9 protein-coding genes and 1 pseudogene are annotated in these 12,953 nt (G+C 64.3%); 4 read left to right on the top strand and 6 right to left on the bottom strand.

Annotated elements, in window-relative coordinates; genetic code table 11:
• Positions 1-695 precede the first annotated feature (695 nt).
• From Q1M07_RS15695 to Q1M07_RS15685, 3 genes are read left to right on the top strand one after another with little or no spacing between them, the layout of a single operon-like run.
• Positions 696-2,090: a radical SAM protein gene (locus tag Q1M07_RS15695; RefSeq protein WP_300455064.1), complete on the top strand. Its 1,395-nt coding sequence runs from the start codon at positions 696-698 to the stop codon at positions 2,088-2,090.
• Positions 2,091-2,110: 20 nt separating this feature from the next.
• Positions 2,111-3,868 (top strand): WD40 repeat domain-containing protein, encoded by a 1,758-nt coding sequence (locus tag Q1M07_RS15690; protein ID WP_300455061.1) that lies wholly within the window; start codon positions 2,111-2,113, stop codon positions 3,866-3,868.
• Positions 3,865-5,109 carry a WD40 repeat domain-containing protein gene (locus Q1M07_RS15685; RefSeq protein ID WP_300455059.1) on the top strand — a complete coding sequence of 415 codons (1,245 nt, stop codon included), beginning with the start codon at positions 3,865-3,867 and terminating at the stop codon, positions 5,107-5,109. The genes Q1M07_RS15690 and Q1M07_RS15685 overlap by 4 nt, the downstream gene beginning before the upstream one ends.
• Positions 5,110-5,307: 198 nt before the next feature.
• Here the strand turns inward: Q1M07_RS15685 and Q1M07_RS15680 are convergent, their stop codons facing one another.
• From Q1M07_RS15680 to Q1M07_RS15655, 6 genes and pseudogenes are all read right to left on the bottom strand, one after another.
• Positions 5,308-6,879 (bottom strand): gamma-glutamyltransferase, encoded by a 1,572-nt coding sequence (locus Q1M07_RS15680; RefSeq protein ID WP_300455056.1) that lies wholly within the window; start codon positions 6,877-6,879, stop codon positions 5,308-5,310.
• Positions 6,880-6,984: 105 nt separating this feature from the next.
• Positions 6,985-7,638, bottom strand: a pseudogene (locus tag Q1M07_RS15675) (chemotaxis protein CheB); the annotation flags it as partial.
• A gap of 91 nt (positions 7,639-7,729) precedes the next feature.
• Positions 7,730-8,188: a tetratricopeptide repeat protein gene (locus Q1M07_RS15670; protein ID WP_300455053.1), complete on the bottom strand. Its 459-nt coding sequence runs from the start codon at positions 8,186-8,188 to the stop codon at positions 7,730-7,732.
• A gap of 84 nt (positions 8,189-8,272) precedes the next feature.
• The gene (locus Q1M07_RS15665; RefSeq protein ID WP_300455050.1) at positions 8,273-9,715 is read right to left on the bottom strand and encodes a DegQ family serine endoprotease; all 1,443 of its coding nucleotides are present in this window, start codon (positions 9,713-9,715) and stop codon (positions 8,273-8,275) included.
• Positions 9,716-9,796: 81 nt separating this feature from the next.
• Entirely contained in the window at positions 9,797-11,113 is a 1,317-nt protein-coding gene (locus tag Q1M07_RS15660) for an ATP-binding protein (protein ID WP_300455047.1), read from the bottom strand.
• Positions 11,110-11,772: a response regulator transcription factor gene (locus Q1M07_RS15655; RefSeq protein WP_300455044.1), complete on the bottom strand. Its 663-nt coding sequence runs from the start codon at positions 11,770-11,772 to the stop codon at positions 11,110-11,112. The genes Q1M07_RS15660 and Q1M07_RS15655 overlap by 4 nt, the downstream gene beginning before the upstream one ends.
• A gap of 182 nt (positions 11,773-11,954) precedes the next feature.
• Between Q1M07_RS15655 and Q1M07_RS15650 the strand changes: the two genes are divergently transcribed.
• A complete protein-coding gene (locus tag Q1M07_RS15650) occupies positions 11,955-12,896 on the top strand; it encodes a transposase (RefSeq protein ID WP_300455041.1) in 942 nt (313 codons plus the stop codon).
• The last annotated feature ends 57 nt before the right edge of the window (positions 12,897-12,953 follow it).

Raw genomic sequence — 12,953 nt, 5'->3', positions numbered from 1 at the left:
ACTTCCTCGCCTCTGCCTTTTCCTCGTCGCGCATGACCAGCACGGCGAACCGCGTGGACTGGCGAATCTTCTGGTGGGGTTCGCGCTTCGTGCCGTCCTTGTCGGCCATCAGGGCCACCCTCCCGGCGTCGCCGCCGACGGACGGCACCAGAAGGTTGCTCTCGCGGTCGATCGAACCGAAGCGCCGGTGCTTGATCTTCAGCAACTGGTTGGCGACGCGCGTGGCTTTACGAGTGCGGCGGGAACGTTTTTTCGGACAGTCGGGTAAGATAAGCCAAGGCCGACCGATTCAAAGGAACGTAATGATGGGAACGAAACATGAGCAACGCGGCACAGAAGTCAAGGCGCAGGTGGCAGTGGCTGCCTTGTCGGGAGATAATATTCCGATCTGGCAGGCAGATCAGGAGCCATCGCGGCTGGGAAGCAAAATCCTGCCTGTGCCACGGGGCCGAAAACGGACTTGACGAGGCGTCGACGATGATCACCATGTACGTTCGATGCCGCCTTCAACAGGACGTGTCGAAAGTGCTTTGAGAAATGGACGCCACACGCGTAAAGACTCGGCTTCCTATCTGTCGGGCGCATTGGGTCCCGATGACAGCCTCACCTTATCGTCCGGGCGCCCTGTTCCGGCGTGAACCGGCGGTTCGGTCGGCCTGCTTTCCTTCTCTCGCCCGCTTTCCACGAGGAAAGCGATGACCACGAACGCCGATGCCTCTGTCGAAGCGGGGTTGACAGCGTCTTCGACAACAATTTCGGCCGAGTTGTTTGCCATACCCTTGGAACGGGGATTGCATCTCGTCTACGCCCCACTTCGCCGGGTTGCTTTTGTGGCGAACGCGACGCTGATCAATGCGCTAGCAGATATTCGAGAGGGGCGTCATGAATCCACGGCTGGCACAGACCGTGATCTGCTTGACTTTTTCCGCGGTCTGCGACTGATCGACTCGGCACCTGAAGAGACGCCGTCCGGAGAGTTGGCGGGGGAACCGAAACCAACGTCGGTCACGCTATTTCTGACAACGGCCTGCAATCTGCGCTGCACGTATTGCTACGCCGCTGCCGGTGATTCAGCGACCACCGCGATGCCGATGCATGTGGCGAAACGTGGGATCGACTTCGTCGCTCGGCATGCGCATCGCCAACAACAACCGTTTTTTGGTGTCGGCTACCATGGGGGCGGGGAACCGACCGTTCTTTGGCGGACGATGACCGGTTCGTTCGCGTATGCCGAGCAACGTGCCGGTGAAATCGGCATTGCGGTGCATGGATCATTGGCGACGAACGGCATGCTGAAGGATGAGCAGATTGACTGGATCGTCGAGCATTTGCACGGCGCCAGCGTATCGTTTGACGGTTTGCCGACGGTCCATGACCGGCACCGGGTCACCCGCCGGGGCGATGGCAGCAGCAAGCGCGTCATCGCCACGCTACGACGATTTGACGAGACCGGGTTTGATTATGGTGTCCGGGTGACCGTGACGCGCGAAACGATCGCCCAGTTGGCGGATTCGATCGAGTTCATCTGTCGCCAGTTTTCCACCGAGCACATTCAGATTGAGCCGGCGTACCTGCTCGGCCGCTGGCAGGGGGCGGCTTCCGCAGAAACCGCGGAGTTCGTTGCGGCATTCCGTGACGCCCGCAGCCGGGCGAAACATCATGGGCGAAAGATCACGTTTTCTGCCGCACGGCTCGATACCCTGACCGGCCATTTTTGTGCAGTCTCGCAGGACAATTTCTGCCTGACTCCCGGAGGGAAGGTTTCGGCGTGTTACGAAGCGTTTTCGGAAAACGACCCGCGCGCGGAGATCTTCCTCTATGGTGAACCCAGCGCTGACAAGGGCTATCGCTTCAACCTGGAAACGCTGCGCCACTTGCGTGCGCAAGTGGCGCAGAACAGAAGCTTCTGCGCAGGATGCTTTGCAAAATGGCATTGCGCTGGCGATTGTTACTACAAGGAATTGACGATTCGGCAGAATGGCATTTTTGCCGGTTCCGCCCGTTGTGAGATCACTCGCGAACTGCTCAAGGACGAGATCCTGGATCGCATCGAGGCAAGCGGCGGTTTGTTTTGGCATCAACCTGTCTGATCGAGGAACGGAGATAGCCCATGAAAACCCTACCGCCGCGCTTTGACCTGGCGCGATTGCCGGAATGCGAAGCACAACAGGCGGCGATGGTTGTGCCGATCGCCCAGCTCAAACTCGATACCACCATGAACCGTCGAGGTTTCCTGGGTGCCGGTCTCACCGCGAGCACGCTGGCGGGAATCTTGGCCAGCGGATGCGGCGCGTTGAGCGTGCAAGCGGGTTGCCGAGGCAGCACGCACGGCGGGAGCGTCGGCGCGTTGGCGATCACTCCTGACGGCCGTACGCTCATTTCGGCGGGCGGCTTTAACTCGGATTCGGTGAAGCTGTGGTCGCTGCCGCTTGGGGCGCACTTCGATACTTTGATTGCCGACGCGGGCCAGAATACGTCGCTGGCCATCGCCGCCGACGGCAGCACCCTGACCGTCGGCAGCAGCAAAGGAATCAACCTATGGAACCTGCCGGAACGATCCTCGTCGCCAATCACGAAAATCCCGATGCAGGCAGTGGCGATGAGTCTGGACGGCGGCACTCTGGTGTCCGCTGGCCCGGATGAGACGATCAAGCTGTGGAATCTGCCACAAGGCAGTCTGCGCAAGATACTGCGTACTCATCCAGGCGGAGCGAATATCCTTTTGATCACGCCGGATGGCAGTCTGCTGGTCTCGCGCAACCGGCAAAAGACCCTGCTCTGGCGACTTCCCGAAGGTGAGTTGTGGAAAGAGCTGCCGGCAGCGGCGAACGGCGGCGGACCGAACGAACAGTCGTTGGCCATCAGCCCGGATGGCAAACTGCTCGCGGCTGGCGGCAAGGCGATCACACTTTGGCGTTTGCCGGATGGGGAATTGGCGCAGACCTTGGCGGGCGAGGCGGGGATCTGGTCGCTGGCGATCAGCGAGGACGGGAAAACACTTGTTGCTGGCAGCGGTGACGGCTTGATCCAGCTCTGGCAACTTCCGGGCGGAAAGCTGGTGAAGAGAATTGCAGCTCATGGCAAAAGTATCGTGCGCGCGCTGGCAATCAGCCGGGATGGCCGCCTGCTGGCATCCGGCGGCGCGGATGGGGCGATTCTTCTCTGGCGGCTTCCGGACGGCGAAAAGCTCCAGTGTCTGGTTGATCTCGCGATCAGCGATGCGCAGGTTAGCGGAATGACGTATCAACTGCGCCACGAATCGGGACGCATGATCACTTATACCCTGCCCTGTGGCAGCGCGATTCCTGCCGGCGCTACGTGCACCTGCCACTGTGTTCCCGGTTCCGTCAGCAGGCCACGGACCACGCCTGTCGTCAACACGCCTCTGCGGAGCGGCGGTACGATCTGCACATGCAACAAGGTGTGTACCTGCAATTTGATTCCGGTTTGCCAAGCGCACCGCTTGCTTCATCCTGATCCATTCGTGCGCGGCATGGCGGAGCAGCTATTGCTGGCCATGGGCGCAGGGCAATTCGGCTATCTCGATTGGGCAATACGGCAAGCTGACTCGACGCTTGCGAACAGAATCCGTCAATTGAAGCGCTCCATCGCCTGCGGTGTTCAGCCAGAGCGCGGTCAATGGCCCACATCGGGCCCATGCATTGCGCGGCTCGACGATGAGGATGAGGTGGTCGCGATCATGGCGGCGCAAATGATCGCCTTGTGCGGACAGCGAGGCAATCTGTCAGCCCGGTTGTGGCGGCGCGTCAACGTGCTGCTCGCCGATGCGCGGGCACGACCGTGGTTTGTCCGATACGCTGTCGATGCCTACCAAGTGGCCAAGCGTCGACCGGAGGTCGCGCGATGACGACGAAGGCACCCGAGTTCGCGCTTGCTCGTCTGCCGGCTACGAGCCCGAGCCACAAGGCAGTCATCGTGCCGGTTGCCCAGCTCAGGCTGAACACCCGGATGAATCGGCGAGGTTTCTTCGGTGCTGGCGCGATTACGTTGGGTGTCCTGGGAGCGACCGCCATCGTGCCGAAAAGCGAAGCGGCGCTGAACGCTCCGTGTTCGGGCAAACCCGCGCATAAGGATTACATCCATGCTTTGGCCTTCGACCCTGGAGGCAAGATGCTTGCCTCCGCCAGCAACGACTGGACGGTAAAGGTCTGGCAGGTGCCGAAGGGGGATCTGCTGTACACCTTGAACGAACATCGAGGCGGCGCGCGCGCGCTGGCCTTTGGCCCGGATGGCCACATGCTGGCTTCCGCAGGTTACGATAAAGGACTTCTGCTGTGGGATCTGCGAGCGGGAAAACTACTCAAGCGCATCGAAAACGCTCACGCGGATACGGTCAATGCGCTCGTCTTCAGCCCGGAGGGAGGACGGCTGTCTTCCGCTGGGTACTATGACGAAATCAAGCTATGGAGCGTGTCGAACGACTCGATCAGGCAGACTCTGTCGTCGGGAGCGACGAATACGACCTGGTCCCTGGCGTGCAGTCCGGACGGCAAGGTGCTGGTTTCTGCCGGCGATGATCGGACCATCAAGATCTGGCGCCAGGCCGACGGCACCCTGCTGCGAACACTCCAAGGTTTTGCCGATTCCGAGAGGACGCTCGCACTAAGCGCTGATGGGAAGCTGCTGGCGTCCGGCGGGGGCGACAAGGTGATTCGCTTATGGAACCTGCGCGATGGCAAGTTGCTCAACTCATTGGCCGGCCACACGGAGTTGGTGTCCACGCTGGCGATCTCTCCCGATGGGAAAACCCTCGTTTCCGGAAGCTGGGATACGAGCGTCAAGGTATGGAGCGTGCGCGATGGCAAGTTGCTACGCACACTGACCCACCACACGGAGATGATCTACGCGGTGGCGGTCAGTGCTGACGGCACGATGCTCGCCTCGGCTGGTCGCGACAAACAGATCGCGTTGTGGAGCCTGCCGAGCGCTGTTCTGCTCGGGTGCCTCTTCGATCCCCACCAAGGCACCGGAACCTCGTCGGATTCTCCTGGCGTGGGTGCTGACGGAAAGTCCTGGGTTGAACCATGCACTCCGAAGCCCATACCGTGGGGAGCGGTGTGCACTTGCAACTGCATCCCGACTCGATGAAGGCAAAGAGGCGGTGCGCGCCCTGATCGGTGACGTTGCGAGGGGTAGGCGGCGACCCCAAGAGAGACAGAAAACCACAAATCAGAGGGCGGTGTACGGCTCCTTCGTAACTCATTGCGCGTAATCGATTATTACAGGCGTGCCACGACTTTGGCATCGATATTGTGGCCCTGCGGGAACGGCCCTGCGTCTTGCCGATCAATCTTCAGCCAGCATGACGACGCCGCCACGTCGACGATCGCCGGCGCCGCAGAGCCGGTCGTCGAGGCTGGCGACGCAGTTGACGCCGCCGAAGAACAGGTTGGGCGAGTCAAAACACGTCGCTCCCGGCCAGGCGGCTTGCAACGCGTCGGCGGCGTCAGCGGCAAGACCACAATTCTCGAACCAGAGTTTCTCGCCTTCGACATGTAGACGCGCGGCATTTACCGCTTCATCGAGCGACCGGTGATAGACCAGCAGGTTGAGCAAGGCCTGCAGAATGGCGCTGCGAATCCGGTTCGAGCCTCCGCTGCCGAGCGCCAGGCAGGGTCTGTCGCCGGCAACGACGATGGTCGGCGACATCATGGTGCTCATCCGGCTCCCGGGCGCCAGTCGATGGAAGCCACCGGGGTTGATGTCGTCCTCGCCGAGGAAATTGTTGACGTGGATTCCCAGTCCCGGCAAGGCTTCTCCACAGCCCTCGCCGTTGCTGGTCGTCATCGCCGCCGCCATGCCCTGGGCATCGATCACCGAAACGTGCGTTGTCGCGCCGAGCGGATTCTCCCGCCGCCGAGTCTGTGCTCGCGCTCGCTCGACCCAGGCCGGAATACCCGCGCCAGCCACCAGGTCGTGGATCCACCCGGGATCGCTGCGCAGTTGATCGTCGTAGCCCGACTGCCGGAGATCCGACACGCTGGCCATCAGCGTCGTTAGCGCGACCAGGTGCTGGCGCCCGAGAAACGTTTCCTGGCCGAGGCCAAGGAGTTCGGCGATGCGCAGCCCGGCGCCGATCAGCCCGCCGCCGGCCGAGGGTGGCGGGTTGGTCAGCACGACGTGCCGGCCGAAAGGAACGCGCAGCGGTTCGCGTGCCACCGGCTCGTAGGCGGCCACATCCTGCGCCGTGATCAGAGCGCCTTGTGACGGGCCGAAGTGCGTTACCAGCGAAGACCAGTATTGCGCGACCAGCGTGTCGGGGCTGCCCTCGCCGAGCGCATGCAGAAAGTCGCCGAGTTCGGGGTTGGCCAGGCGATCGCCAGCTTGCAGCATGTGCTCGCCGGGGAAAAACAGGCGTGCCACGGCAGGCGTTCGGCCGACGATCGGCGTAATCACGGCGGCGATCTTCGCGATCTGGGCGCTGACCACGAAGCCGTCGCGCGCCCACTTCGCCGCCGGAGCGACGATCTCGCGCAGCGGCAGGCTACCGGCGCGGCGGTGCAGGTCGAGCAGGCCGACGAGTTCCCCAGGGACGGCCGCCGCCCCCTTGCCGACATGGAAAATCTGCGTCGTCTGGCCGAAATCGACGGCCACCGGCGCGAAGTCGAGTACCGGCAGCGCGGCCAGACCAAGGCCCGGCGCGGCGGCAAAGAAGTCGAGCACCTCGTAACCATCCTCGGCGTTACCCCACAGGCAGGCCCCCCCGCCGGCAAGCGAGGTGAGTGGCAGCTCGGTGACGGTGGCCGCGAGTTTGGCGGCGACGATCGCGTCGACGGCGTTGCCGCCGCGGCGCAGAATTTGCGCGCCCGCGATTGCCGTATGCGGGTCCGACGCCGCGATGACTCCACGAATGCCCATCCGTGCAGCATACGCGATGGTGCGCGGCGAGGGAAGCGGCCAGGCGAGCCACGCGGGGGGGGTCCGCGCTCGCCGCGGGGTGGGCGGGCGGTGGCCGGCGCGACTTCAGGCGACCGGTTTACCGCTGCGGCAGAAGGCCGCGACGGCGGCGGGAATCCGCTCGAGCGCCATCGTCTGTTCGGCAGCGCCGCGCTTGATCGCCTCCTTCGGCATGCCGAAAACGATGCAGCTCGCTTCGTCTTGGGCAATCGTCCGGGCGCCCGTGTCGCGCATCTCCTTGAGGCCGCGCGCGCCATCGTCGCCCATGCCGGTCATGATGATGCCGAGAGCGTTGGCACCGGCCGATAGCGCCACGGAGCGGAACAGAACGTCCACCGACGGCTTGTGGTGGTTGACCAGCGGACCGTCGGCCACGTCGACCTGGTAGCCGGCGCCGTTGCGCCTGAGAATCATGTGTTTGCCGCCGGGGGCAATCAGTGCCCGCCCCGGCGTGACGCGATCGCCGTCCCGCGCCTCGCGGATTTCGATTGCGCACAGCTCGTCGAGGCGCTTGGCGAGCAAAGCGGTAAAGCGCTGTGGCATGTGCTGGACGATGACGATGCCGAGGCAGGTAGTGGGCAGTCGGGTCAGCACCGCTTCGAGCGCCTGAGTGCCGCCCGTGGATGCGCCTATCGCAATGATCCGTTGGCTGCTGCCCATCGCCGGCAGACGCTCGGCGGCGAGCACCACGTCGGCGGAAATCTTCGGTCGCAACGGGGAGTCCGACGCGCCGTTGCGCAGCGCACCGCGGCGAACGACTCTCTCGGGGAGTGGGGGCTGGCCGTCCGGCAGCGGCGTGACCGGCCGGTTGTCACTCACGGGAGGCGGCGTTTCGACCGGGCGGCCGCGCCAGGCGGGAGACGGCGCGCCGGGCCTTGGCAAAATCGGGTCGCGCTGCGATGGCCGCCTGCAGTGCGTTCAGCGCCTGCTGGTCGTGGCCGAGGCGAAGCAGCAGGCGGCCGAGGTCGTACCAGGCGCCGGCCAGCGTCGAACCGCGGCTGCGGGCCGCGCGCAGACACTGTGCGGAGGCCTGCAAGCCGTCGTCGAGTGGCGCCGCTCCGCTGACGCCCGCCTGCGCGTCGCCGGCCGCCGCGAACACCTTCAGCGCCTGCTCATGGCGCTTGGTGCGGTAGTACACCAGGCCGAGAAACTGCAGTGACACGATGTCGTCCGGGATCGCCTGCAGGATGCTGCGAGCGATCCACTCCGCCTGCACGAAATCGCCGTTCTGATAGAAGCTGCCGAGAAGGTCGAAAAGCGCATCAATCATGAACCAGGCTCCATAGTGCACCACCACTTCCGACAACCGCTACCGCTTCCGCCGTCAGCATGACGGAATTTCGGCAGCGAGCGATCAACCAAGTTCCACCGGCACGAAAATTCTTGCTTTTTCGCGCTCGACCAGCAACGCGACGCGTTTGCCCGCCTTGTCGAGCAGTGTCTGCAATTGCGCGACATCACGCACCGGGTGACCGTTCAAGGAAACGATGACATCGCCGCGGCGGATACCGGCCCGCGCTGCCGGACCGCTCGCCTGCTCGACCAGCAGGCCGTCGGAAGCGTCGGTTGCGCGACGTTCCTGCGGCGACAGCGGGCGCAGATCCAGACCGAGCCGGGACTTCTCCGCTTCGCCACCGGATATCGAGGCGCGTCGTTCCACCGGGGTTTCGCCTACCGAAAGCGTCAAATCCCGGCTTGCTCCCTTGCGCCAGATCTGCAGCGAGACCCGGGTTCCCGGTTTGAGCGCGCTGACCATCGGTGGCAGGTCTGCCGAGCGGGCGACCTCGATGTCGTTGAACCTGAGAATGATGTCGCCCGCTTGCAGACCGGCGGCGGCAGCGGGGCTGCCTTGCTCGACGGCGCTGATCAGCGCGCCGGTCGAGCTCTTGAGGCCGAAAGATTCGGCCAAGGATTGCGAAACCTCCTGAATCGTCACCCCCAGGCGGCCGTGACTGACCTTGCCGTGCTGCAGCAACTGCTCCTTGACGTTCAACGCGACGTCGATCGGGATGGCAAACGACAGGCCCTGATAACCCCCGCTGCGGCTGTAGATCTGGGAGTTGATGCCGATCACTTCGCCGTCGAGGTTGAGCAAGGGCCCCCCCGAGTTGCCTGGATTGACCGCGACGTCGGTCTGAATGAAAGGCACATGGCTGTCGCTTGGCAGCGAGCGTGATTTGGCCGAAACGATGCCGGCCGTCACACTGTTCTCGAACCCGAACGGCGAACCGATGGCGACCACCCATTCGCCGACGCGGATTCGCGACGGATCGCCCAGACGAACGACCGGCAGCTTGGTAGCGTCGATGCGCAGGAGGGCGACATCGGTCAACTTGTCGAGACCGACGATTCGGGCTTTGAATTCGCGCTTGTCGGTCAGCTTGACGGTAACGTCGTCGGCTCCGTCGACGACATGCGCGTTGGTCAGAATCAGTCCCTCCTGGCTGACGATGAAACCCGACCCCATGCCGCGGGACGGAGCCCCGCCGTGTGGCGAGGGTACGCCGAAGCGGCGGAAGAACTCGAACAGCGGGTCGTTGGGGTCGATTGTCGTTGCCTTTTTCGCGCGGCCGCTGGAACTGATGTTCACGATTGCCGGGCCGCTGTCGTCGACGATCGCGCTGAAATCGGGCAGACGCGGCGCCGGCCTGGCTGCCGGGGCGCCGGCCGCAGAGGGGACGGCGGGAAGCGCGTCGGCGGTACCCACGGCGTGGCCACCGAGTGTCGCGTAGCCCGCGCCCAGCGCGGCAATCAGAGTAATGGCGAGCAGACTGCGTTTGAAGGTGGTGTCGGGCATGTTTGCCTCCTATATCCTCGTAGACCGGAAGCGCTCCGCTTCCCATGGCCGCACGATAGACGAGCCCGACTTAAATCCGACTTAAGGCGACGGTGGGCGGGAAAATTGGACGCGAGCGCGCACGCCGCCGAGCTTGGCGTCGCCGAGAAGGACTTGTGCCCGGTGCCGCCCGGCGATCGTCTGTACGATCGCGAGGCCGAGCCCGCTGCCGGGTTCGTCGGTCTGCGCTCGGCGATAGAAGCGGTCGAAGACGCGTTCGCGCTCCTCGGGAGGAATGCCGGGCCCCGAGTCGCAGACCTCGACGAAGGGTCCGCTGTCGTCTTCGCCGGCGGCGACATCGACCGTGCCACCGGGTGGCGTATAGCGAATCGCGTTGTCAACCAGGTTGCTGACCAGGATCAGCAGCGCATCGGCTTCTCCAGTGACGACGCCGGAACGCTCGGTGGGGCGTACGCCGAGGTCGATTTGTCGGGCTTCGGCGAGCGGCAACTGGTCGGCGACGACAGTGGCTACCAGGTCGGCAAGCGGCACCGGCGTCAGCGGTCGCTCGCCAGCGCGCGGTTCCTGGCGCGCCAGGGTCAGGAGCTGCTGCACGGAATGCGTGGCGCGCTCGATTCCGCGTCTAAGCTCGGCAAAAGCGTCGGCGCGCGCCACGGCGTCGCTCGCCCGTTCGGCCAGCTGGAGCTGCAGGCTCAGGGCGGCGAGCGGCGTGCGCAACTCGTGCGCGGCGTCGGCGATGAACTCACGCTGCGTCTCGAGTGCGCGCTGCAAACGGGCCAGGAGATCGTTCAGCGCTTGCAGCAGCCCTTGCACTTCGACCGGCGCTCCGCTGGTCGGCAGTGGATCGAGCGCCACCGCCGTGCGAGTCGTCACCGCACGTGCCACGGCGGCCAGGGGTCGCAGACCGCGCCCGACGAGCACCCAGATCAGCACACCGAGCATCGGAAGCATGAGCAGGAAAGGCGCGACGGTTCGCAGTGCGGCGGCCAGCGCCAACTGATCGCGGACGTTCAGGGCTTGCGCCACCTGTATCGTCTGCCCCGCCTGCTGCAAGCCGAAGACTCGCCAGCGGCCGCGGCCGGTGTCTATCGTCGCGAAGCCGAGCGGCACCTGGGGCGGTAGATCCTGGCGCGGATGCGAGAGGTAGATGCGGGTTCCGTCCGCTTGCCAGATCTGGATCGAGACGTCCGGCGCGTCGTCGTCGATCTCGAACTGTCGCGAGTGCCCGCTCTGCACGGCCGGATCGCGAAACGACAGCGCCAGTTGTCGCAACTGATAATCGAACATCGCATTGGCTTCGTCGCGCGCCGTCCGGTAGGTGGCGAGCGCACCGAGCAGCGTGGTCAGCGTCATGGCCGACAACAGAGCCAACAGCAGTTGGCGTCGGATCGACGTCATCGGATACGCGGTACCAGGTAACCGACACCGCGGATGTTCTTGATCCGTTCGGCGCCGAGTTTGCGCCGCAGAGCATGGATGTGCACTTCGACGGCATTGCTTTCCACTTCCTCGCCCCAGCCGTAAAGCCTTTCCTCGAGCCTGGCCCGGGAAAGCGGTACGCCGGGCTGCTCGAGCAAGGCCTGCAGCAACGCAAACTCACGCGCCGAGAGAGCCACCGGCTGACCGTTCCGTGTCAGTTCGTGGCGCAGCGGATTCATGCGCAGGTCGCCATGCTCTATCGTCGGCTCCGCCCGGCCGGCGCGCCGGCGCAGCACGGCGCGCATGCGCGCGGCAAGTTCGTCGAGGTCGAACGGCTTGACGATGTAGTCATCGGCGCCGCCGTCCAGCCCCCTGACGCGATCAGCGACGGCGTCGCGGGCGGTGATCACGAGCACCGGAACGCTGTTGCCCGAACGCCGCAAGCCGGCGAGCACGTCGAACCCGGATTTTCCCGGCAGGCCGAGGTCGAGCAACAGAATGTCGTAGGGCGTCGTCGCCAGCGTCGATTCGGCCGCCTGGCCGTCGCGCAGCCAGTCCACGGCGTAGCCGTCCTGGCGCAGCCCCTGCTGAACGCTTCGGCCGATCATGGGATCGTCTTCGACGACTAGGACGCGCATGGTGCTTTGTCAGTGTAGGGATTGGCCGATCGGCCCAGACCGCTTGCCCAGCGAGTAACGCATCCAGATAGCCTAAGCGCGGTGTCAAGCGGCTGTCAATCGGTGATTCCGCGCGTGTAGGAAACAAGTAATCTGTCCGGTTTGTCTTGGTCTGCAGGAGGAATCAGATGAAGCGGACGGAATTGCGGCAGGAGATCAGGAAGATGCGGTTTGAAGAACCGTATCGAGGATGGGAAGTGGGTCGGCTGACGCAGGTGGAGGTGGCGAGTCTGCTGGGGGAACGCGAGCGGACATTCGGACGGTATTTGTCGCGTTATGAAGAGGGCGGGATGGAGGGGTTGATTGATCGGCGGCTGAAGCAGGTATCGCAGCGCAAGGCGCCGGTGGACGAAGTGATGGCGCTGACGGCGAGCGGCCGCAGGAAGTACGTGGGCTGGAGCTTCTATGCCTGGTATCGGAAGGATGAGGGAACGCGGAGCTACACCTGGGTGAACAGCCGGTTGCGCCTGCCGGGCGTATGGGAAGTCATTGAATCGCGGGGACTCTTCTCGAGTTTCTACTCTGGCCGTGGGAGCCACTACTGGCAGACGCCGGAAGGCGGGGGCAAGGTGGACAAGCAACACCTGACGCAATTCGGGCAAGCCATGAAGCGCCTTGGAATCGAGATGATCGCCGCCTGCTTGCCGGAAGCGCGTGGGCGTTCCGAGCGCCTGTTTCGCACCCATCAGGATCGCCTGCCGCGGGAACTGGCGCTGGCCGGGGTCACCGACATGGCGGGCGCCAACCGCTACTTGACCGAAGTCTATCGGCTAGCCTTTAACGTCGAGTTCATGCCACCAGCGATGGCAGGAGGCAGTGCCTTCGTCGGCTGGATCGGCGGTGCGCTCGACGACATCGTGCGCGAGCGGTTCGAGCACACCGTCGGCAACGACAGCTTCGTCAGCTTCGAGGGGATGAAGTTACAGATCCCCGCCGACCGCCATCGCTGCCACTACGTCAAGGCCAAGGTGACGGTGCGGCGCCGTACGGACCGCACGCTGGCGATCTTGCAAGGCCCACGCAAGTTGGTCGACTATGACCAGGCCGGCAACATCATGCCTCTGAATCTGAAGGTGGCTGCGTAGGTCCGCCGCGGCCACCCGGCGCGGAGCAATCCGGGCTACGCCCTCCACCGCTTTCCC

Origin of the sequence: Accumulibacter sp. (genome assembly GCF_029255285.1) — a bacterium.
GTDB lineage: Bacteria > Pseudomonadota > Gammaproteobacteria > Burkholderiales > Rhodocyclaceae > Accumulibacter.
This window is presented reverse-complemented; position numbering and strand designations above follow the sequence as displayed.

Bases quoted from the DNA above. Each gene is read 5' to 3' on its own strand.
- Q1M07_RS15695 (WP_300455064.1), top strand. From the start codon at position 696: ATGACCACGAACGCCGATGCCTCTGTCGAAGCGGGGTTGACAGCGTCT.
- Q1M07_RS15690 (WP_300455061.1), top strand. From the start codon at position 2,111: ATGAAAACCCTACCGCCGCGCTTTGACCTGGCGCGATTGCCGGAATGC.
- Q1M07_RS15685 (WP_300455059.1), top strand. From the start codon at position 3,865: ATGACGACGAAGGCACCCGAGTTCGCGCTTGCTCGTCTGCCGGCTACG.
- Q1M07_RS15680 (WP_300455056.1), bottom strand. From the start codon at position 6,879: ATGGGCATTCGTGGAGTCATCGCGGCGTCGGACCCGCATACGGCAATC.
- Q1M07_RS15670 (WP_300455053.1), bottom strand. From the start codon at position 8,188: ATGATTGATGCGCTTTTCGACCTTCTCGGCAGCTTCTATCAGAACGGC.
- Q1M07_RS15665 (WP_300455050.1), bottom strand. From the start codon at position 9,715: ATGCCCGACACCACCTTCAAACGCAGTCTGCTCGCCATTACTCTGATT.
- Q1M07_RS15660 (WP_300455047.1), bottom strand. From the start codon at position 11,113: ATGACGTCGATCCGACGCCAACTGCTGTTGGCTCTGTTGTCGGCCATG.
- Q1M07_RS15655 (WP_300455044.1), bottom strand. From the start codon at position 11,772: ATGCGCGTCCTAGTCGTCGAAGACGATCCCATGATCGGCCGAAGCGTT.